Annotated in this window: 14 protein-coding genes and 1 pseudogene; 11 read left to right on the forward strand and 4 right to left on the reverse strand. The window is 71.4% G+C overall.

The genetic code is table 11. The features are described 5' to 3' along the window. The first annotated feature begins 24 nt into the window (after positions 1-24). The 5 genes from ABH926_RS08140 (at position 25) to ABH926_RS08160 (ending at position 5,039) form a co-directional block, all read left to right on the forward strand. Complete coding sequence (locus tag ABH926_RS08140) at positions 25-996, forward strand: hypothetical protein (RefSeq protein ID WP_370364771.1); 972 nt, start codon at positions 25-27, stop codon at positions 994-996. A gap of 315 nt (positions 997-1,311) precedes the next feature. After that, complete coding sequence (locus tag ABH926_RS08145) at positions 1,312-2,649, forward strand: NAD(P)/FAD-dependent oxidoreductase (RefSeq protein WP_370364772.1); 1,338 nt, start codon at positions 1,312-1,314, stop codon at positions 2,647-2,649. A 134-nt stretch (positions 2,650-2,783) separates the two neighbouring features. Beyond that, on the forward strand, positions 2,784-3,548 hold the full coding sequence (locus ABH926_RS08150; protein WP_370364773.1) for an alpha/beta hydrolase: 765 nt from the start codon (positions 2,784-2,786) through the stop codon (positions 3,546-3,548). A 64-nt stretch (positions 3,549-3,612) separates the two neighbouring features. Next, on the forward strand, positions 3,613-4,884 hold the full coding sequence (locus ABH926_RS08155; RefSeq protein WP_370364774.1) for a class I SAM-dependent methyltransferase: 1,272 nt from the start codon (positions 3,613-3,615) through the stop codon (positions 4,882-4,884). After that, a complete protein-coding gene (locus ABH926_RS08160) occupies positions 4,881-5,039 on the forward strand; it encodes a hypothetical protein (RefSeq protein WP_370364775.1) in 159 nt (52 codons plus the stop codon). Before ABH926_RS08155 ends, ABH926_RS08160 begins: the two co-directional genes overlap by 4 nt. A 133-nt stretch (positions 5,040-5,172) precedes the next feature. Here ABH926_RS08160 and ABH926_RS08165 read toward each other — a convergent pair whose 3' ends face one another. After that, a complete protein-coding gene (locus tag ABH926_RS08165) occupies positions 5,173-6,255 on the reverse strand; it encodes a PP2C family protein-serine/threonine phosphatase (RefSeq protein WP_370364776.1) in 1,083 nt (360 codons plus the stop codon). A 493-nt stretch (positions 6,256-6,748) separates the two neighbouring features. Here ABH926_RS08165 and ABH926_RS08170 point away from each other — a divergent pair. Then, positions 6,749-10,081 (forward strand): annotated as a pseudogene (locus ABH926_RS08170) (HAMP domain-containing protein); the annotation flags it as partial. After that, positions 10,078-10,701: a two-component system response regulator gene (locus ABH926_RS08175; RefSeq protein WP_370364777.1), complete on the forward strand. Its 624-nt coding sequence runs from the start codon at positions 10,078-10,080 to the stop codon at positions 10,699-10,701. The pseudogene ABH926_RS08170 and the gene ABH926_RS08175, both read left to right, overlap by 4 nt. Positions 10,702-10,763: 62 nt before the next feature. On the opposite strand, the gene ABH926_RS08180 is transcribed toward ABH926_RS08175, so the two are convergent. Together ABH926_RS08180 and ABH926_RS08185 are read right to left on the reverse strand one after the other, a co-directional pair. Beyond that, on the reverse strand, positions 10,764-11,675 hold the full coding sequence (locus ABH926_RS08180; protein ID WP_370364778.1) for an EamA family transporter: 912 nt from the start codon (positions 11,673-11,675) through the stop codon (positions 10,764-10,766). A gap of 37 nt (positions 11,676-11,712) precedes the next feature. Then, positions 11,713-12,771, reverse strand: coding sequence for a LacI family DNA-binding transcriptional regulator (locus ABH926_RS08185; RefSeq protein ID WP_370364779.1), 1,059 nt, complete (start codon positions 12,769-12,771; stop codon positions 11,713-11,715). Positions 12,772-12,864: 93 nt separating this feature from the next. On the opposite strand from ABH926_RS08185, the gene ABH926_RS08190 reads away from it, so the two are divergent. Genes ABH926_RS08190 through ABH926_RS08200 form a run of 3 tightly spaced genes read left to right on the forward strand, consistent with a single transcriptional unit; the run spans position 12,865 to position 15,940 of the window. Next, the gene (locus ABH926_RS08190; RefSeq protein ID WP_370364780.1) at positions 12,865-14,025 is read left to right on the forward strand and encodes a Gfo/Idh/MocA family protein; all 1,161 of its coding nucleotides are present in this window, start codon (positions 12,865-12,867) and stop codon (positions 14,023-14,025) included. 8 nt (positions 14,026-14,033) lie between these two features. Further along, positions 14,034-15,113, forward strand: a complete 1,080-nt coding sequence (locus tag ABH926_RS08195; RefSeq protein WP_370364781.1) for a DUF993 family protein — start codon at positions 14,034-14,036, stop codon at positions 15,111-15,113. Then, positions 15,110-15,940: a sugar phosphate isomerase/epimerase family protein gene (locus ABH926_RS08200; protein WP_370364782.1), complete on the forward strand. Its 831-nt coding sequence runs from the start codon at positions 15,110-15,112 to the stop codon at positions 15,938-15,940. The genes ABH926_RS08195 and ABH926_RS08200 overlap by 4 nt, the downstream gene beginning before the upstream one ends. Before the next feature lie 106 nt (positions 15,941-16,046). Here the strand turns inward: ABH926_RS08200 and ABH926_RS08205 are convergent, their stop codons facing one another. Further along, on the reverse strand, positions 16,047-17,924 hold the full coding sequence (locus tag ABH926_RS08205) for a putative Ig domain-containing protein (RefSeq protein WP_370364783.1): 1,878 nt from the start codon (positions 17,922-17,924) through the stop codon (positions 16,047-16,049). Positions 17,925-18,181: 257 nt separating this feature from the next. On the opposite strand from ABH926_RS08205, the gene ABH926_RS08210 reads away from it, so the two are divergent. Beyond that, on the forward strand, positions 18,182-21,061 hold the full coding sequence (locus tag ABH926_RS08210) for a LuxR C-terminal-related transcriptional regulator (RefSeq protein WP_370364784.1): 2,880 nt from the start codon (positions 18,182-18,184) through the stop codon (positions 21,059-21,061). Positions 21,062-21,072: the final 11 nt, after the last annotated feature.

Below are 21,072 nucleotides of genomic sequence, written 5' to 3' on the forward strand. Positions count from 1 at the left end.
CGTGGACGTGATTGGAGAATCCTCATGACGTCTGAAGACAGTTTCCACGACCGGATCGAGGACGAGCTGGCGGCTCTGCGGCCGCCGCCGATCGGCGGGCTCGCCGGCGAGGCGCTGGAGCGGGGACGCCGGATCCGGCGCCGCGAAAGGGCGTTCGGCATGGCCGGCGGCACGGCGGCGGTGGCCGGTGTGGTGGCCGCGGTCGTGGCGCTGAACGGCGGCTTCGGCGCGGGCGGGGGCACCTCCGGCTCGGTCGGGCCGGGCGCGGCCGGTGCACCGACCTCGCCGCAGGCGCCGACGCCGACGCCGACGCCGACGCCGACACCCTCGCCGGATCCGAGCACGAGCTCGTCCCCGTCCGGCGCCGTGGACCTGACCGCGCCGCCGTCCTCGGCCGACGGCACGAGCTCGGGGCCGAACACGGTGATCGGCACGATCCCGGCGTCGTGGCAGCCCCCGGCCAAGGGCGGCCCCCTGTCCGACCCGACGAACACGGACGGGCAGTCGGTCGCCGAGCTCGTGCTCGACGGTCTGCGCCTGACCGGGTCCGGGACCGGATCGGACTTCAGCGGGAGCTCGATCAACGGCATGAACGCCAATGCCACCCTGACCTGGTCGACGCAGCACGGGTCGATCAGGATCTCGGCCTCGGTGAGCAACGACGGCGCGGATGGGAAGTCGACACCGACGCCCGAGTCGCTCTGCCACCCGATGTACGAGACGGACTACTGCGCGGCGGCCATGCTCTCCGACGGTTCGGTGGTGGAGGTGTCGCACGGCACCGGCGAGTCCGGCGGTTCCAACACGCCGACCCACGACAACGCCGTCATGCTCTATCGGCCGGACCACACCGCGATCAACGTCGTGGAGTGGAGCAACGGCCCGCTGACCGACGACCAGCTCTACAAGATCGTGTCGGATCCGCGCTGGGGCCTGAAGATGGACGGCTCCTTCGTCGCCAACGCGGACCGGGTCATCCGTCCCTTCTCCGGATGATGCGCGCCATTTCCCGCTGATCCCCCGCGGGAACTCTCCCATGGCGCCGCTCGTATTCACGGGCGGCGCTATTCTTCTACACATCGTCGAATGTGTCTCACTACCTGACACTGTGTCGGGATAGCTGTAATGTTGCTCACAGTGTGACCAGCGTCACCAGCGCATCTGATGCCAAACGCGCACAAATCTTCCCGCCGACATCAGCTGTTAACTCGCGCCGCACAGGGCACTGTCTGAACCTCTCTACGCTTGAGAAGTAAGAAGATCGAGCGTCGAGAAGGCGGCCTTGGACTAGGCGGCGGAGGCGAGCATCAAGTGGGTAAGGCGAGCGGGAACGGCAAGGCGATCCCTCGGATTCTGATCGTTGGCGGCGGCTACGTCGGGATGTACACGGCGCACCGCATCCTCAAGAAGCTCGGCAAGGACGAAGCGCTGGTCACGGTCGTCGACCCGCGCTCGTACATGACCTACCAGCCGTTCCTGCCCGAAGCGGCGGCCGGCTCCCTGTCCCCGCGCCACGTCGTGGTGCCGCTGCGCTCGGTGCTCAAGCGCGCCGAGGTGCTCACCGCGCGGGTCACCGACATCGACCACGAGCGCAAGGTCGCCTCGATCGAGCCGATCGCCGGCGAGCCGTACGAGATCGAGTTCGACCAGGTGGTGATCGCGGTCGGCTCCATCGCGCGCACCCTGCCGATCCCGGGCCTGGCCGAGAACGGCATCGGCTTCAAGCAGATCGAAGAGGCCATAGCGCTGCGCAACCACGTCCTGGGCCAGATGGACATCGCGGCCACCACCAAGGACGAGAAGATCCGCCGCCGCGCGCTCACCTTCGTCTTCATCGGCGGCGGCTTCGCCGGCATCGAGGCGATCGCCGAGCTGGAGGACATGGCCCGCGACGCGTGCAAGATCTACCCGAACATCCGCCCGGAGGACATGCGCTGGGTGATGGTCGAGGGCTCCGGGCGCATCCTGCCCGAGGTGCGGCCGGCGCTGGGCGAGTACACGGTCCACGAGCTGGAGAAGCGCGGCATCCAGGTCAAGCTGAACACCTTCCTGGAGTCCTGCGTCAACCGCCGCGTGCAGCTGTCCGACGGCACCAAGATGGTCGCCTCCACCATCGTCTGGACCGCCGGCGTGAAGCCGAACCCGGTGGTGCAGAAGTTCGGCGTCCCGCTGGGCGAACGCGGCCATGTCAAGGCCAACCCGACCCTGCAGGTCGAGGGCTTCGCCAACGTCTGGGCCGCCGGCGACGGCGCGCAGGTCCCGGACCTGGCCAACCCCGGCAAGTGGTGCTCCCCCTCGGCCCAGCACGCGGTGCGCCAGGCCAAGCAGCTGGCCGACAACGTGGTGGCGGCCGTCCGCGGCTTCGAGCCCCGCGAGTACAAGCACAAGCACGTCGGCTCGGTGGCCTCGCTGGGCCTGCACAAGGGCGTCGCCGACGTCTACAACATCCGGCTGCGCGGCTGGCCGGCCTGGTTCATGCACCGCACCTACCACATGAGCCGGGTCCCCACCTTCAACCGCAAGATCCGCGTCATCGCCGACTGGACGCTGGCCCTGTTCTTCCGCCGCGAGGCCGTCGGCCTGGGCTCCATCGAGCGTCCGCGCGACGAGTTCGCCGAGGCCGCGGGGGAGCAGCGCAAGGCCGCGTAGGGCGGCAGTCGCTTTGGCTGTAGCTGTAGCTGTAGGGCCGGGCCCGTCGGAGCTTTCGCTCCGGCGGGCTTCGGCTTTCTCGCACGCGAGAGGATCCTTCGCATCGCGAACCTCCCAGCGGTACCCTCGCTCCCGTGAGCAGGGAACCCGAACCCCGCCTCGACCCCCCGACCACCGCGCTCTCAGCTCCCGTGATCGGCGCGGTCCTGTTGGCGCACGGCGGCAAAGAGATCTCGCACCAGGCGCCCCATCGGCGGGGCGGCCCGGTGACGCGGATGCGGATGATCGCGCGGGCCGTGGCGCCGCGCCTGGCCGGCCACGGCATCGCGGTGCACACCATGTGCTTCCGCTATCAGGGTTGGAACGGCGACGAGCGGGCACCAGTGGCCGATGTGCACTGGGCTGCCGCTCGGCTGGCCGAGCAGTACGGCGACGTGCCGCTGCTGCTCGGCGGCCACTCGCTCGGCGGTCGCGCCGTGGTCAACGCCGCCGACGCGCCGGGGGTGGCCGGGGTGCTGGGCCTGGCGCCGTGGCTGCCGGGCGAGGAGCCGACCGCGCAGTTGGCCGGGCGCCGCCTGCTGCTGGCGCACGGGACGCGGGACCACGTCACCTCGCCGCGCTCCTCCTTCGAGTACGCCGCGCGCGCCCGCGCCGAGGGGCACGACGTAGCGCGGATCGTGCTGCCGGGCTCCGGACACACCCTGCTCTCCCGCGCCCGGGATTGGAATCGGCTCGTCCTGGCGTTCAGCCATACGTGTCTTCTCGATCACCACGGTGCGGCGGACCCGGCCGGGGCGCGCCCGCCCCGCTACACCGACGTGATCGCCGAGGCGTTCAAAGCGGCCGCCCCCGAGGGCTTACAACGAGTCCTGACCACGGCCGGGCGGGTCCGCGCCTAATGATCAAGAGCGTGTTACGTTACTGAAGGCGTCCAGTGACTGACCCGGATCTCGGAGTGGAACCATGACCCACCCTGCCATCCCGCTGATCGACACCGACCGCTGGCCCGACCTCGCGCGGGTCCCGGACCGGCCGGTACGTGCCCGCATCGCCCGCCGCCTGTTCACCCACGCGCTGAGGGACGTCCCGGTGACCGTGGTGGCGCCCAACGGCCTCGCGCTGGCCGGCGCGGGCGTGCCCGGCGGCGGCGGACCCGTGCTGCGGGTGCGGCGGCCGGAGGAGTTCCTGAACCGGCTGGGCACCGACGGCCTGATCGGGTTCGGCGAGTCCTACCAGACCGGCGCGTGGGACACCGAGACCGGCGACGAGCTGGTGGCGCTGCTGACCGAGCTGGCCGCCCGGCTGGAGGACCTGGTCCCCAGGCCGCTGCAGCGGCTGCGCAACCTGGCGGCCCACCACATGCCCCGCGAACAGGACGGGGACCGGCACGGCGCGCGGCACAACGCGCATGCCCACTACGACCTGTCGAACGACATGTTCGAGGCCTTCCTGGACCCGTCCATGACCTACTCCTCGGCGCTGTTCGACCCGGTCGCCGACGCCGACGGCCCCGGCGACCTGCACGCCGCCCAGCTGCGCAAGATCGACGCGATGCTCGACGCGGCCGGCGTCCGCAAGGGCACCCGGCTGCTGGAGATCGGCTCCGGCTGGGGCGCGCTGGCGATCAAGGCGGCCGGCGAGCGCGGCGCCATGGTACTCACCGTGACCCTGTCGGAGGAGCAGCAGGAGCTGGCCCGCAAGCGTGTCGCCGCGGCCGGCCTGGCGGACCGCGTCGAGGTCCGGCTGGCCGACTACCGCGAGGTGGCCGAGGAACGGCCGTTCGACGCCGTGGTCTCGGTGGAGATGATCGAGGCGGTCGGCCGCCGCTACCTGCCGGACTACTTCCAGGCCATCGAGCGCAACCTGGCCCCCGGCGGCCGGGTGGCCGTCCAGGCCATCACCATGGCCCACCACCGCATGCTCGCCACCCAGGACTCGTACTCCTGGATCCACAAGTACATCTTCCCCGGCGGCCTCATCCCCTCGATCCCCGAGCTCGACTTCGCCGCCGGCACGGCCGGCCTGCGGCTGGCCGCGCGCCGCGACTTCGGCCTCGACTACGCCCGCACCCTGCGGATCTGGCGCCACCGCTTCGAGGAGAACTGGCCGCACGTCGCCGCGCACGGCTTCGACGAGGTCTTCCGCCGCACCTGGCGGTTCTACCTGGCCTACTGCGAGGCCGGCTTCGCCTCGGGCTACCTCGGCGTCTCGCAGCTCGCGTACACGAGGCGATGACCGGGGCAACCCCGCAGCGCCGGTGGTCCCGGTCCAACAACTGGACCGCCAAGGGCCCGGACTCGATGGCCGGTCCCGCCGTGCAGCACGGTCCGTGGGACGAGACCCCGCTCGCGCTGCTCCTGACCTGGCCGGACATCAAGGGCCTGCCGTAGATACAACCAGCCGGCCGGTATAGGGCGTCATTACAGGTAGGCCGTCCCAGGCCGACGCGGTCCCGAGCGGTCCCCCCAGCTCGGGACCGCACCTTTGTGTCACTTGCATCGCCGCATAATCGCCCGCGGCGTCTCAGCCCTTGGAGGCCCGCAGCGCCAAAAGCGCCAGGTCGTCCCGGGTCCCGGAGGCCCCGAAGTCCGCGACCGCCTGCCGCACCCGTGCCACCACGCCCGGCGCGGTCATGCCCGAGCAGCCGGACAGCGCCGCGGCCACGCCCTCGTCGCCGAGCATCTGCCGGCCGTTGCGGCGCTCGCTCGCGCCGTCGGTGTAGACCAGCAGGACCTCGCCGGCCGCCAGTTCCACGTCCTCGGCATACAGCGTCGGGTCCGGCAGGACCCCGAGCAGCGGCTGCGGGTTCGCGGCGGCGCGCACGCTGCCGTCCTGGCGCAGGATCAGCGGCAGCGGATGGCCGGCGCAGACCATCACCAGCTGCGCCGAGCCGTCGGGGCGGGGTTCGACCTCGCCGTACAGCAGGGTGATGAACCGGCCCGCGTCGCCGGCGAGTTCGCCCTCTTCCAGCACCGCCTGGTTGAGCCGCTCGACCACCGAGACCGGGGAGCGGCCCTCGCGGGCCAGCAGGCGCAGCGAGTGGCGGGCCAGCCCGGTCAGGGCGGCGGCCTCCGGGCCGGTGCCGCAGACGTCGCCGACCGCGAAACCCCAGACCTTCCGGCTGATCGGGAACACGTCGTAGAAGTCCCCTCCGACGTGCACACCGTCGCTGTTGGAGGCGGCCTCGTAGACCACGCCGATGTCCAGGCCCTCCACCGTGGGCAGCGTGGGCGGCAGCAGCGAGCGTTGCAGGCCCCGGACGATCTCCAGCTGCTCGGCGTACTGCCGCGCGTTGTCCAGCGCCCCGGCGATCCGCGCGGCCAGCTCCATCGCCAGCGGCACCACGGGCCCGGCGAAGCCGCGCTTGCCCGGGCCGCCCAGGACCAGGGTGCCCAGCGACACGCCGCGGGCGATCAGCGGGATCGGCAGCGCCTGGCCGTACGGCGAGGCGACCGGGACCGGCCACTGGCCGTATCCGGATCCGGATCCGGGAACGTGACCATCCTCACCCGTCGGCGGCCGCCAGTCGGCCAGGGCCGCGGCCAGGGCGTCCAGCCTGCGCTCCTCCCGGTGCCAGACGTGTTCCGGCGCCCCGTGAGATGACACGTTCGAGTGATCTGTACCTGAATTTAAACCTGTCCCCGAATATAGACCTGTCCCAGAATGCGGACCGGCGGCCGGATAGAGTGCGACCCAGTCGGCCAGCCTCGGCACGACGAGCTGGGCGGCCAGGGCCGCCAGGCGGCGCCGGTCCAGGGTGCCGGCCAGGAGTTCGCCGGCCTGGGAAAGCAGGGTCAGCCGGACCGCTTCTTCGGGGCGGTCTCGGGGAAGGGGGGTACGGGGGGTGCGAGGGGCCATCACGTTCGAGCCTAGCCCGGCCGGAGCTTGCGTGCGGGCTAATCGTATGGTTCATCCGTTTCCGCCCGGACGATCTGCGAGACTGTGACAGACCGAGAGAACACCGGGCGGCGGCCGCCGTACGACGGGTGACTCCGAGAGCACTGAGAGTCGCCATCCGTCGTGCCCCAGCGCGGGACGCCGCCCACGGCAAGGAGGCGCGGCGATGACGCTGCAATCGGACGCCAGGACGGACCCCGAGCTGGACCGCCAGCTCGGAGCGATCCTGGAGGTGGCCCAGGCGGTGGCCCGCGGCGACCTGTCGCGCAAGATCGCGCTGTCCGGCGACCTCGACGATATCGGCACCGGGCCGCTGGCCGAGCTCGCACAGACCATCGACGCGATGGTCGGACAGCTGTCGGGCTTCGCCTCCGAGGTGATCAGGGTCGCGCGCGAGCTGGGCACCGAGGGCCGGCTGGGCGGTCAGGCCACCGTCCCGCACGCCGAGGGCATCTGGCGCGACATCACCGACTCGGTGAACTCCGCGGCCCGCAACCTCACCGCGCAGGTCCGCGACATAGCGGGGGTCACCACGGCGGTCGCCCAGGGCGACCTGACCCAGAAGATCACCGTCGAGGTGGCCGGGGAGATGCTGGAGCTGAAGGACACCATCAACACGATGGTGGACCAGCTCTCAGGGTTCGCCGACGAGGTCACCCGGGTGTCGCTGGAGGTGGGCACCGAGGGCCGGCTGGGCGGCCAGGCCCGGGTCCCGGGCGTGGCCGGCACCTGGAAGGACCTCACCGACTCGGTGAACTCCATGGCCGACAACCTCACCACCCAGGTGCGCAACATCGCGCAGGTGGCGACGGCCGTGGCCTCCGGCGACCTGACCCAGACCATCACCGTCGACGCGCGCGGGGAGATCCTGGAGCTCAAGACCACCCTGAACAAGATGGTGGACCGGCTCGGCACCTTCGCCGACGAGGTGACCCGGGTGGCCCGCGAGGTCGGCACCGAGGGCAAGCTCGGCGGCCAGGCCACCGTGCGCGGCGTGGCCGGCACCTGGAAGGACCTCACCGACAACGTCAACGCGATGGCGAACAACCTGACCAGCCAGGTCCGCAACATCGCGCAGGTGACCACCGCGGTCGCCAACGGCGACCTGTCCAAGCGCATCGACGTCGAGGCGCGCGGGGAGATCCTGGAGCTCAAGACCACTCTGAACACCATGGTGGACCGGCTCTCCGCGTTCGCCTCCGAGGTGACGCGCGTCGCCCGGGAGGTCGGCACCGAGGGCAAGCTCGGCGGCCAGGCCACGGTCGAGGACGTCTCAGGGACCTGGCAGCGGCTCACCGAGTCGGTGAACGAGCTGGCCTCCAACCTGACCACCCAGGTGCGCGCGATCGCCGAGGTCGCGACCGCGGTCACCGCCGGCGACCTGACCCGGCTGATCACGGTCGAGACCAAGGGCGAGGTCGCCGAGCTGAAGAACAACATCAACCAGATGATCGGCAACCTGCGCGAGACCACGCGCCGCAACGACCAGCAGGACTGGCTGAACACGAACCTGGCCCGGATGAGCGGCATGATGCAGGGCCAGCGCGACCTGGACGCGGTCTCCGCGCTCATCATGAGCGAGCTGACACCGCTGGTGAACGCCCAGTACGGAGCCTTCTACCTGGCCCGCAAGGAGTCCGGCACGAAGGTGCTGAACCTCATCGCCTCCTACGGCGTGGACCGCGAGTCCCCGGACGTCACCTCGCGCTTCCGGCTGGGCCAGGGCCTGGTCGGCCAGGCCGCGGTGGAGCGCAAGCCGATCATGATCCAGCACGCGCCGGTGGACTACATCCGCATCTCCTCCGGCCTGGGCTCGGCCGCGCCCTCCTCGGTCGCCGTGCTGCCGGTCCTGTTCGAGAACGAGGTCATGGCGGTCATCGAGCTGGCCAGCTTCCATAGCTTCGACGAGGTCCACCGGGCCCTGCTGGAATCGCTCATGGAGATGGTCGGCGTCACGGTCAACACCATCACCGCCAACACCCGCACCGAGGAACTGCTCGGCGAGTCCCGCCGGCTGGCCGACGAGCTCAAGGCGCGCACCGACGAGCTGCAGATGCAGCAGAAGGAGCTGCGCCGCTCCAACGCCGAGCTGGAGGAGAAGGCCGAGCTGCTGGCCCGGCAGAACCAGGACATCGAGGTCAAGAACTCCGAGATCGAGCAGGCGCGCCAGGAACTGGAGGAGCGCGCGAACCAGCTCACGATGTCCTCGCGCTACAAGTCCGAGTTCCTGGCGAACATGTCGCACGAGCTGCGCACCCCGCTGAACAGCCTGCTGATCCTGGCCCGGCTGATGGCCGACAACGCCGAGGGAAACCTGACCGAGCGCCAGGTGGAGTACGCCGAGACCATCCACGGCGCGGGCAGCGACCTGCTCCAGCTGATCAACGACATCCTGGACCTGAGCAAGATCGAGGCCGGGCGCATGGACGTGCAGCCGGCCCGGATAGCGGTCAGCCAGCTGGTGGACTACGTCGAGGCCACGTTCCGGCCGCAGACCGAACAGAAGGGCCTGGAGCTGCGGGTGCGGGTCGCCCCCTCGGTGCCGGCCCACCTGTTCACCGACGAGCAGCGGCTGCAGCAGGTCCTTCGCAACCTGCTGTCGAACTCGGTGAAGTTCACCGAGACCGGGCACGTCGAGCTGGTCGTGGACACCGTCGGCGACATCGTGCTCGGCGGCCCGGAGGACAGCAACGAGGTGGCGCTGGAGCCCGCGGTGTCCTTCGCGGTGTCCGACACCGGCATCGGCATCGTGGACGACAAGATCCAGACCGTCTTCGAGGCCTTCCAACAGGAGGACGGCACCACCTCGCGCCGCTACGGCGGCACGGGCCTGGGGCTGTCCATCAGCCGGGAGATCGCCAAGCTGCTCGGCGGCGGCATCCGCGCCGAGAGCCAGCGCGGCCGCGGCTCGACGTTCACCCTGTTCCTGCCGCACGCGGTCGGACCGGACGGCGGCGCCGTGTTCGGCAGCACCAGCAGCCTCGGCTACGGCACCAGCCCGCTCCCGTCCGGCGGATCGGCCGAACCGGCCCCGACACTCCCGCTGATCCCCGAACAGGCCCCGCATCCGGACCTGTATCTGCCCTCGACGGAGCTGTACGCCGCCGGCTCGGACATCACCTTCGACGGCGAGAAGATCCTCATCGTCGACGACGACATCCGCAACGTCTTCGCCCTCACCTCGGTCCTGGAGCAGCACGGCTGCACGGTCCTGAACGCCGAGAACGGCCGCGCCGGGCTGGAGGCCCTGGAGCGCGCCGACGACGTCGCGCTGGTCCTGATGGACGTGATGATGCCGGAGATGGACGGCTACGCCACGATGGCCGCGATCCGCGAGATCGACCGGTACAAGAACCTGCCGATCATCGCGCTGACCGCCAAGGCCATGCGCGGCGACCGGGAGAAGTCGATCGAGGCCGGCGCCTCGGACTACGTCACCAAGCCGGTGGACACCCCGCATCTGCTGACCGTCATGCGAGGCTGGCTGGACGCCGAGACCGGCGCGCAGCCCGCGGCAGGAGGCCCGAGCAAGTGAACGACGCGCACCGCGGCTCGGCACCCGCCGACGCCGCCGACATCAAGATCCTGCTGGTCGACGACCGCCCGGAGAACCTGCTGGCCCTGGAGTCGATCCTGGGCTCGCTGGGCCACGAGCTGGTCACCGCGTCCTCCGGCGAGCAGGCGCTGCGCGCCGTCCTGCGCGAGGACTTCGCGGTGATCCTGCTGGACATCCGCATGCCCGGCATGGACGGCTTCGAGGTGGCCGCGCACGTCCGGCTGCGCGAACGCTCCCGCGACACCCCGATCATCTTCCTCACCGCGGCCGGCGACGGCCCGCACCAGACCCTGCGCGGCTACGCAGCCGGCGCCGCGGACTACCTGACCAAGCCCTTCGACCCCTGGGTCCTGCGGGCCAAGGTCGGCGTCTTCGCCGAGCTGCACCGCAAGAACCGCCAGCTGAAGGAGCAGGCGGAGATGCTGCGCGAGGCCGCCGGCGTCACCCCGCGGATGCTGGACGAGCTGTCGAACCGGCTCGGCGCTGTGGAGGGCACGCTGGCGCTGCTGATCGACCAGAACGGGCGCGAGGGACCGGTCGGGCGGCTGGAGCGGCGGGTCGTGCGGATGCGGGCGGCGCTGGACGCGGTGCGGATATAGTGCCGCGGCGGCGTGCGGTCGCGCGGCCTGTGCTCGATGCGGTTCCGGTTCCGGTTCCTGCCTTATGCCGCTTCCAGAATCAGGATCCCGCTCGCGATCGCCACCGCCGCGAAGATCCGATACCGCCCGAACGGCTCGCGCAGGAACACCGACCCCAGCGCGGCGCCGAAGATCACGCTGGTCTCCCGCAGTGCCGACACCGCAGCCAGCGCCCCACGCGTCTGCGCCCACAGCACCAGGCCGTAGGCGAACAGCGACAGCGCGCCCGCGATCACCCCGCGCACCACGTCGCCCCGACTCAGCTTCCTGAGCGTCGGAAGCACCCCCACCCCCTCGGGCGCCCGACCGCGCCGCACCATGATCGCCACACACGCGGCCGTCATCATCGTGCTCTCCGCGAGCATCATCCACGCCGTGTAGCCCGCGGCCGTCCCCGAATGCCGCACCGCGATACCGTCCGTGACCGTGTACGTCGCGATGGACAGCCCGGTCATCGCCGCCCAGAACAGCGCCTTGCCCTGCGCACGCTTCGGCCGCCCCGCCGAGAAGACCAGCGTCGTCAGCCCGCCGCAGACCACTGCGATGCCCAGCGTCTGGTGCCGCGACATCGGATCGCCCAACAGCGTCGCGAAGACCGCCACCACTACCGGCGACAGCCCTCGCGCCAGCGGGTAGACCTGGTTGAAGTCGCCGATCTCGAACGTCTTGATCAGCATCATGAAGTAGCCCACGTGCAACGCCGCCGAGACCAGCAACAGCGCCCACGACGCGCGATCCGGCGCCGGCAGCAGGACCGCCCCGATCCCCGCCAGCACACCGCCGGAGAGCGTCATCAGCAACGACGCGGCCAGTTTGTCGGAGACGAACTTGAGGATCGCGTTCCAGCTCGCGTGCAGAAAGGCCGCGGACAGGACGACGGGTACGAGGATCCCGGGCGCACCGGCAGCGGAGGCCTCAGCGCTGAGCAGACTCAATTCCCCACCCCTATATATACGTGTTCTGCGAATCGGCTCAGGCGGCCGGTCCTGTGCTCCCCCGCACGATCAGTTCCGTCGCGCTGTGCACGACCGCGCGCCCTTCGTCCAGCGGCGCGGCAGCCACCATCCGCATCGCCTGCTCGCCCATGCCCTCGGTGTCGACGCGCACGCTCGTCAGCGCGGGCACCAGGTCGGCGCAGATCGGCAGGTCGTCGAAGCCGACCAGGCTCACGTCCTCCGGAACCCGCCGTCCCGCCTCCCGCAACGCCGCCAGCGCCCCGATGGCCATCACGTCCGCCATCACGAACACCGCCGTCACCCCGGGATGCTCGGCCAGCAGCCGCCGGGTGGCGTCGTAGCCGCCGTCGCGCGTGAAGTCGCCCTCGATCTCGTGGCCGACCGGGTCGCCCGCGCTGTCGGCCACGCCCCTGCGGAACCCTGCGGAGCGGTCGGCGATCGTCACCAGCCCGCGGGGGCCGGCGATCATGCCGATCTCCCGGTGGCCCAGGCCCGCCAGGTGCAGGGCCGCCGCGTGGGCCCCTTCGGCGTTCGCCGGCAGCACGGCGTCGATCCCGGGCCCCTGGTCGCCGATGGCCACCACCCGGCCGCCGCCCTGCTGGTAGTCCAGCAGCCGCTCGCGCAGCGGCCCGGCCAGCGCGGGGTCCACCGGCGGCGAGCCGGCGACCAGGATCGCGCGGGCCCGCTGGGCCCCCAGGCGGGTGATGTAGTCCAGTTCCAGAGCGGGATCGCGGTAGGTGTTCGCGACCATCACCAGCAGGTCCTGCTCCCGCGCCACCCGCATCGCGCCGGCGGCGATCGCCGAGAAGTACGGGTCGTTGACGTCGTGCACGAGCAGCCCGACCAGCGAGGTGGTGGCCCGGGCCAGCGCCTGCGCCGGGCCGTGCGAGACGTAGCGCAGCCGCGCGGCGACCTCGCGGACGTGCTCGCTCAGTTCGGCGTTGACCGTCCGGGTGCTGCCGTTGAGCACCCGGGAGGCGGTGGCCAGCGAGACGCCCGCGGCGTCGGCCACCTGCTGCAGGGTGGCGCCACCGCGGCGGGGGGCCGGCGAGGGTGTTGACCGCTGCGTGGACACGCTCGTAACCTATCGCCTCGGGACAGGTTCGGAAAGCGCTTTCCAGCGCCGATCGGGCCTTTCGGTGATCACAACTAGGTCTCGGGAGCTGCGATGACGCGCGAAGTAGTCGGCATAGCCATGAATGGCGTGACCGGACGTATGGGCTACCGCCAGCACCTGCTGCGGTCCATCCTCGCCATCCGCGAGCAGGGCGGCCTGCTCCTGCCCGACGGCCGCACGGTCTGGCCCGAGCCGGTCCTGGTCGGCCGCAACGCCGAGAAGATCGAGGCGCTGGCCGCGCAGCACGGCCTGGACAGGTGGACCACCTCCCTGGACGAGGCCCTGGCCGACCCGTCCGTCACCGTCTACTTCGACGCGCAGGTCACCCAGGCCCGCGTCCCGGCCATCACCCGGGCGATCGAAGCCGGCAAGCACATCTACACCGAGAAGCCGACCGCCGAGACCCTGGACGACGCGATCAGCCTCGCACGCCTCGCCGACGCCGCCGGCATCAAGCACGGCGTGGTCCAGGACAAGCTCTTCCTGCCGGGCCTGCTGAAGCTGAAGCGGCTGGTCGACTCCGGCTTCTTCGGCCGCATCCTGTCGGTGCGCGGCGAGTTCGGCTACTGGGTCTTCGAGGGCGACTGGCAGCCGGCACAGCGCCCGTCGTGGAACTACCGCACCGAGGACGGCGGCGGCATCATCCTCGACATGTTCCCGCACTGGCGCTACGTGCTGGACCACGTGATCGCCCCGGTCCAGAGCGTCTACGCCGAGGCCCGCACGGACATCCCGACCCGCTGGGACGAGCAGGGCCGGGAGTACAAGGCCACCGCCGACGACGCCGCCTACGCCATCTTCGAGCTCGAAGGCGGCATCGTCGCCTCCCTGAACTCCTCGTGGACCACCCGCGTCAACCGCGAGGAACTGGTCGAGTTCCAGATCGACGGCACGCACGGCAGCGCCGTCGCGGGCCTGCGCAACTGCAAGGCCCAGCACCGCGCGGCGACCCCCAAACCGGTGTGGAACCCGGACATCCCGGCGACCGAGGACTTCCTGGCGCAGTGGCAGGAGGTCCCGGACAACGCCGTCCTGGACAACGGCTTCAAGGTCCAGTGGGAGATGTTCCTCGCGCACCTGGTCGCCGACGCGCCGTACACCCACGACCTGTGGGCCGGCGCCCGCGGCGTGCAGCTGGCCGAACTCGGCGCGCGATCCTGGCGCGAAGGCCGCAAGATCGCCGTACCGGACCTCGACCGGACCGGGAAGTGAGCACCCCGATGACCGGTTTCACCTCGCGCGTCGTGTACGCCGCCGCGCACGTCGTGGCGGACCCCGCCGCGGACAACGGAGCGGGCACCCCCGCGGTCCTGGACTGGGACGCGACCCTGCGCTTCCGCGAGCACCTGTGGTCGCTGGGCTTCGGCATCGCGGACGCGATGGACACCGCCCAGCGCGGCATGGGCCTGGACTGGACAGCCACGCGAGAGCTGATCCGGCGCAGCGGCGAGGCCGCGAAGGCGGTCGGCGCGGCGAAGGTGCCCGCTCTGCTCGCGTGCGGCACGGGCACCGATCAACTCGCGGCGGGCGCACATTCGCTCCCTGACATCCAGGCCGCCTATGAGGAACAGCTCGGCGTGGTCGAGGAGGCTGGGGCACGCGTCATCCTGATGGCGAGCCGGGCCATGGCCGCGTCCGCGCAGTCCGCCGACGACTACCTGACCGTCTACGGCTCACTGCTGAATCAGGCCTCGAACCCGGTGATCCTGCACTGGCTGGGCGACATGTTCGACCCGGCCCTGACCGGCTACTGGGGCTCCGCCGACATCCCGACCGCCATGGCGACGGTCCTGGAGCTGATCAACGCCAACCCGGCGAAGGTCGACGGCATCAAGATCTCGCTGCTGAACGCCGACTACGAACTCGAACTCCGCAGCCGGCTGCCGGAAGGCGTCCGCCTCTACACCGGCGACGACTTCAACTACCCGGACCTCATCAAGGGCGACGCCGCCGGCCACTCCGACGCACTGCTGGGCATCTTCGACGGCATCGCGCGGCCCGCATCCCAGGCGCTGCAAGCTTTGGACCGCGGCGACCTGGAGACTTACGACCGCTTGATGGAGCCGACAGTCGAGCTGTCGCGGCACATCTTCGAGAAGCCGACCTTCAACTACAAGACGGGCCTGGTCTTCCTGGCCTACCTGAACGGCCACCAGGACCACTTCCGCATGGTCGGCGGCCTGGAGAGAGCGCGAGACGCCGCGCACCTGACCGAACTGCTGCGGCTGGCCGAGATCGCCGGGGTCGTCGACGATCCAGAGCTGGCGGCTGCAAGATTCGCGGCGGTGGTCGCCCCATGAATCTCTCCCTCAACCAAGCCACCGTCAAGCGCCTCACCCTCGCCGAAGCCGCCGCCGGCTGTGTCCGCGCCGGCATCCCGGCCATCGGCCTGTGGCGCGACCGCGTCCAGGAGATCGGCATCGAGGCGTCGGCCAGGCTCGTGCGCGAATCAGGCCTCGAGGTCACCAGCCTGTGCCGCGGCGGCTTCATGACCGCCGCCTCCGCCGAGGAGCGCGCCGCTGCGTTGGCCGACAACCGGCAGGCCGTGCTCGAAGCGGCCGGCGTCGGCACCGACGTGCTGATCCTCGTGGTCGGCGGTCTCCCGTCCGGTTCCAGGGACCTGCCAGCCGCTCGCGGAGCCGTCGCCGAGGGCATCGCCGAGCTGGCGCCGTTCGCCGCCGAGCACGGTGTGAAGCTCGCCGTCGAGCCGCTGCATCCGATGTTCTGCGCGGACCGGGCCGTGGTCTCCACGCTCGGGCAGGCGCTCGACATCGCCGAGGCGTTCCCGGCCGAGCAGGTCGGCGTGGTCGTCGACACCTACCACGTGTGGTGGGATCCGGAGCTGGAGGCGTCGATCGCTCGCGCCGGCGCCGGGCATCGGATCCTGTCCTACCAGGAGTGCGACTGGGTCGTGCCGCTGCCGGCCGACATGCTCCTGGGCCGCGGGCACGTCGGCGACGGCCACATCGACTTCGTGCGGATGCGCGAGCTGGTGACCGCCGCGGGGTGGACCGGCGGTGCCGAGGTGGAGATCTTCAACCAGGAGATCTGGGACACGGACGGCGCCCGGACCATCGCCACCGTCAGGGCCCGCCACGAGGCGGTCTGCGCCGCCTCGAGGGTCTGAGCCGCCTCGAGGGTCTGAGCCGCCTCGGGGGTCTGAGCGGCCCCCGGACGAGAGCGGATCCGACCCGGGGGTCGGATCCGCTTCGTGTTACAGGGAACTGATCAACTCAGGACACCGTCACGTCGTCGTACAGGGTGTACGTCGGGTCGCCCGGGTAGTTGTCGTCCTTGTTGGTCAGCGTCAGCGTGTAGCTGTGGCCGGCGGTGACCGAGGCGGTCACCTGCTTCCAGCCCGAGGTCGGGTTGGTGCAGGTCTTGGGCAGGATGATCTTGGTGGTGCCGGTGGTGTTGTCCTTCAGCGTCGCCGTGGCCCAGTCGTAGGTCACGGTGTCGTCGCAGGTCACGTTGTACCAGAAGCCCAGCTTGCTGTTGCCCGTCCCGGCGGTGAAGGTCTGCGCGATGCTCGAGGTGCTGCTCGGGTTGGTGTTGCCGAGCTCGGCCGCGTAGCTGCCGGAGTGCGGGCCGGAGGTCGTCACCGAGGTGACGCCGGAGGCGGTCCAGCCGGACAGCGAGCCGTTCTCGAAGCCGCCGTTGACGATGACGTTACCGCCGCCGGTGGTCGCGTTCACCGTCCAGCCGAACGTCGCCGAGCCCGAGGCGCCGGTGGAGTCGGTGGCCGTGACGGTCACGTTCGAGGTGCCGGCCGTGGTCGGGGTGCCGGAGATCAGGCCGCTGCCACTGTCGATGGCGACGCCCTGCGGCAGACCGGTGGCCGCGTAGGTCAGCGTCTGGCCCGAGGCCGAGTCGGACGCCTGGATCTGCAGCGACACCGCGCTGCCGACCGTGGAGGTCTGGGCCGCCGGCTGCGTGACGGTGACCGTGCCGGAGCCACCGCCGTTGTGGGTCAGGATCTGGTGCGAGATCGCGCAGCCGTTGGTGTCGTTGGACCAGCTGGCCTGCTCGGCGAAGCTGTCCGAGCCCATCGTGACGTTCGCCGCGCCGCCGGTGGTGCCGGGCTTGAGCCACGCGCACTCGTCGGAGTTCTCCTGCTGGTAGTAGGAGCTCGACGAGGTCTGGTTGGTCCAGCCGCCGGCCGGGTTCTGGTCCGACATCATCTCGTGCCACTCGTGGCCGAGGGTCATCGTGTAACCGTCGAGCAGGCCGTTGCTGCCGGAGTTGATGAAGTTGGTGCCGCAGGTCTGGCCGACGTCCATGTTGTACGGCTGGTTGGAGAACGCGATGTCACCGTAGTTGCTGGTGACCGCGCCGCCGTTCAGCGTGGTGTCGCCGTTCCAGTCGTGCCAGGCGCAGTAGCCGGTGTTGGGGTCCTGGTAGCCGTCCGGGTCGGTGCCGTGCGGGGACAGGATGACGTAGTAGGCGTCGCGGTTCGCCGCCGCGCTGGTGTTGCCGAAGTGCGCCGCCGCGTTGACCGCCTCGACACCCAGTTGGTGGCCGGTCGCCGCGGAGGGGGAGGCCGCCCCGTTGTCGTACCAGACGCCGGACAGCACGCCGCCGGTCTGGTAGGGGATGAAGTTCGCGTTGCTCGGGCAGCTGGTCGCGCCGGAGGCCACGTTCGGCCCGTCGCACCACTGAGTCAGGTCGGCCGACCAGGTCTCGCCGCCGGTGCCGATGTCCTGGAACATCTTCTGCACGACCGGCGCCGCGCCGTCCGGGTCGCCGGAGAAGTTGGCGAGCCCGTTGGAGTCAGTGCTCTGAGTTCCCCACTGGGTCCCGTAGAACACCAGGTACACCTTGGCGTGCCCGTCCAGCACGCCGATGCCGTCGACACCGCCGCCGTAGGCCAGCGTCTCCGAACCCGTCGCCGCCGAGTGCCCGGCGGCGTTTATACGGTCGCAGAGCGTCTGCGTTTCCGTAGGCTGCACACCGTGCTTGTGGCTGTGCGGCGCGTGCTTGCAGGAGGCCGGGTTGATGTCCCAGGCCTGCGCGGTCTGCGCCGAGGCCGCCATCAGGCCGAAGCCGGCCGCCATGGTGGCGACAGCCGCTCCGGCCGCCGCGGCTCGTCGCCGCGTATACGTGTTTTTCATCTCCGCCTTCGGTGGAGTAGAGGGGATGGGTGGCGAGCTAAGAATTTGCTGAAGGTCACCCCCGGACCGCATCGGGGGAAACCCTTGAACAGCTCGCACATGACCAGCTCTTTACTGAAGGCGTCGTGGCCGGGAACACAGCGGGAACTCTTGTGACCGGGGGCGAGCACGGCGTAACCTTCCCCGAACAGCCGCCGCGGCCCGCCAGAGGCGGAAAACGCGGCCGCCACCGGCATCGTGACCGCCAAGGACTTGACATGATCGGGCATGGGGAGCTCGTCGCCGCCCTGGCCGCGCGCGCCGCCGAGGGGGTCCCCACGGTGCTGGCGGCGCCGCCCGGCCGCGGCAAGTCCGCCCTCCTGGACGCCGTCGCAGAGCCCTGGATCACGCGCGAGGACCACGTGGTCTGGCTGACCGCCGCCCCGGCCGACCGCGGCGTCCCCTTCGCCGCCATGGCCGATCTGCTCAGCGAGGCGCCCGATCTGCCCGAGCCGTGGCTCGCGGCGATCCGCCAGGCCCTCCGCCGGATACCCGGCACCCCCGACCGCGTGGCGATCCGCTTGGCAGCACGGGCCTGCGTAGACGCGGCGGTCCCGCCGGACAAGCGCGTGCTGCTCCTGGCCGACGATCTGCAGTGGTGGGACGCGGAGAGCTTCGACATCCTGGCCTACCTCGCCCGCCACGGCGTCCCGGTGGTCGCCGCGACCCGGCCCGGCGCCCCGGTGGACCTGCTGGGCCGCGACGCCCTGGAACTGCCGGTCCCCCCGCTGACCGCCGAGCAGACCGCGACCCTTTTGCAGCGGAGGGGAATCGGCTTCCGTGTCGCGGCCCGCGTCCACGCCGCGTCAGGCGGGAACGCCCGGCTGACCGTGGAGATCGCCCGCGGCCTGGATGCCGCCTCGGGCGCCCTCGACGCGGTGGCGACACCGGCGGCGGCCCGGCGCTGCGTGCGCGGCTGGATCGACGAACTGCCGACGCCGGACAGCGTCTGGCGCACCCTGCTGATCGCCGCGATCGCCGCCGACCCCTCGATCCCGACCCTGCGCCGCACCGCCGGTCCGGACACCCTGGAAGCGCTGGCCTGCGCGGACCAGGCGGGGCTGATCACGGTGGACGTACACGGAACGGTGGCCTTCCCGGCCACGGCGGTCCGGGACACGGTCCTGGCCGACGCGTCGCAGGAGACACTCCGCACGGCCCACCTGCTCCTCGCCGAGACGGCCACGGACCCGACCGCGCGGCTGTGGCACCGCGCATCAGCGGCGCGAGACCGGCCGAACCTGGAGGTCGCGGCGGATCTGGCGGTCGCGGCCCGCGCCGTGCGGCGCCGGGGCGATCCGGGGCGCGCGGCGGAGTTGTGGCTGCTGGCGGCGGAGATGATGCCCGCGCAAGATGCCGAGGCGGACGTCGCCGCGGCGGACGGCTCGCTGGCGCCGCTGCCGGCTCCGGTGAGCGGGACGGCCGGCTTGCAGGAACACGATCGGGTCCGGGCCGGAACCGCAGCGCCCACCATCGATTCCGCCGCCGAACCACAGACTCCACCAGCGGCGGGCTCAGCCCGCCAGCCAGCCCTCACCGCCACCCCCGCCGACCACCCGCAGCGCCCCACCGCCGTCGCCGCCCTCCTCCTCGCCGCGGCCACCGATGCCGCCACCGCCGGGCGTCCGCACCTCGCGCGCACCGCCGTCGCGCGCCTCGATCGCACCGAATCCGACCACGCGGCCCGCGCCAGGGCCCGGCTCGCGGTCGTCGACGCGGCCGGCCAGGCCGTCGGCGGCCTCGACGACATCCTGGGCCGGGCGCTGGCCGATGCCGAGGCCGCCGCCGATCCGGCCCTGCTCTCCGCCGTCCACCTGCGCGCCGCCTGGCACGCGCACCTGGCCCTCGGCGACAACCGGCGCGCCCACGACGCCGCGCGGGCCGCCGTCCGGGCCGCCGAGCTCTCGCAGAACCCTGAGTCGCAGGCCGCCGCGCTGGTCATGCTCGCGCGCATCGAGCAGCTGGTCGGCGAGCCCTCCTACCCCCGGGTGCTGCGCCGCGCGCTGGCGCTCAGCCCGGATCCGGCTCCCGGTGCGCTCATCAATTCCGCGCGCTGGCTGTCCGTCCGCTTCGCGCTCTTCGCCGACCAGCTCGACGAGGCCCGGCACCACCTGCGCCAGCTCACCTCGTACGCCGAGCGCAGCGGCAGCCACGCCGACCGCGCGCTTCTTCTGCGCGGCGCGGTCGAGATCGACGCCCGTGCCGGGCTCGGCGCCGCGGCGATCCGCAGCGCGCGCCGGCTCGAAGAGCTCCCGGGCGCCGAGCGCGCCTCCCCCGGGCCGGTGTTGTTCACCTCCGCGCTGGCGCAGATGGCCGGCGGCACGTTGGAGGAGGCGCTGCGCCTCGCCGACCGGGGCACGGCCGCCTCGGCGCAGGAGCAGGACCAGATCTTCCAGACCCGCTGCCTGGCCCTGTCCGGCACGGTGCACCTGCTGCTGCGCGACACCGCCGCGGCCGGCGAGGACCTGAACCGGGTCAGGACCCTGGTGCAGGAGCAGGGCATCGCCGATCCGGCCACCGTGCGCTTCCACGCCGACCTCGCCGAGGTACTGGTCGCGCTCGGACAGACCGACGAGGCGGCGGCGGTCGTGGCCGAGACCCGGCGGGCGGCCGAGGAGTTGGGACGGCGCAGCGTCCTGGCCGGGTTGGACCGCGCGGACGCGGTTCTCAAGGCGGCACAAGGCGATCACGCCCGCGCCGAAGCACTCCTGCACCGCGCCGACCACACCTTCCTGGCCCTCGGCCTGCCGCTGGAGCGCGGCCGCGTCCTGCTCACCCGCTCGATCATCGACAAGCGCCGGCGGCGTGCGGCCTCGGCGCGGCAGTTCCACGACCAGGCCGCGGCGGTCTTCCGCCGGGCGCAGGCGCCGCTGTGGGAGCCGGCCGAGGTCGCCGTCGAGGCCCCGGCGCCGGATCTGTTCCTGACCGCGGCCGAGCAGCGGATCGTCGCGCTGGTCACCGAGGGACTGCCGAACCGCGAGATCGCGGCGAACCTTTTCCTGTCGGTCAAGACCGTGGAATCCGTGCTGACCGGCGTTTACCGAAAGCTGGGTGTCCGATCGCGCACGCAGTTGGCCGTTCTTCTGCGCGATGATTAGGGGAAACGCTT

This window comes from Catenulispora sp. GP43 (assembly GCF_041260665.1).
Lineage (GTDB): Bacteria > Actinomycetota > Actinomycetes > Streptomycetales > Catenulisporaceae > Catenulispora.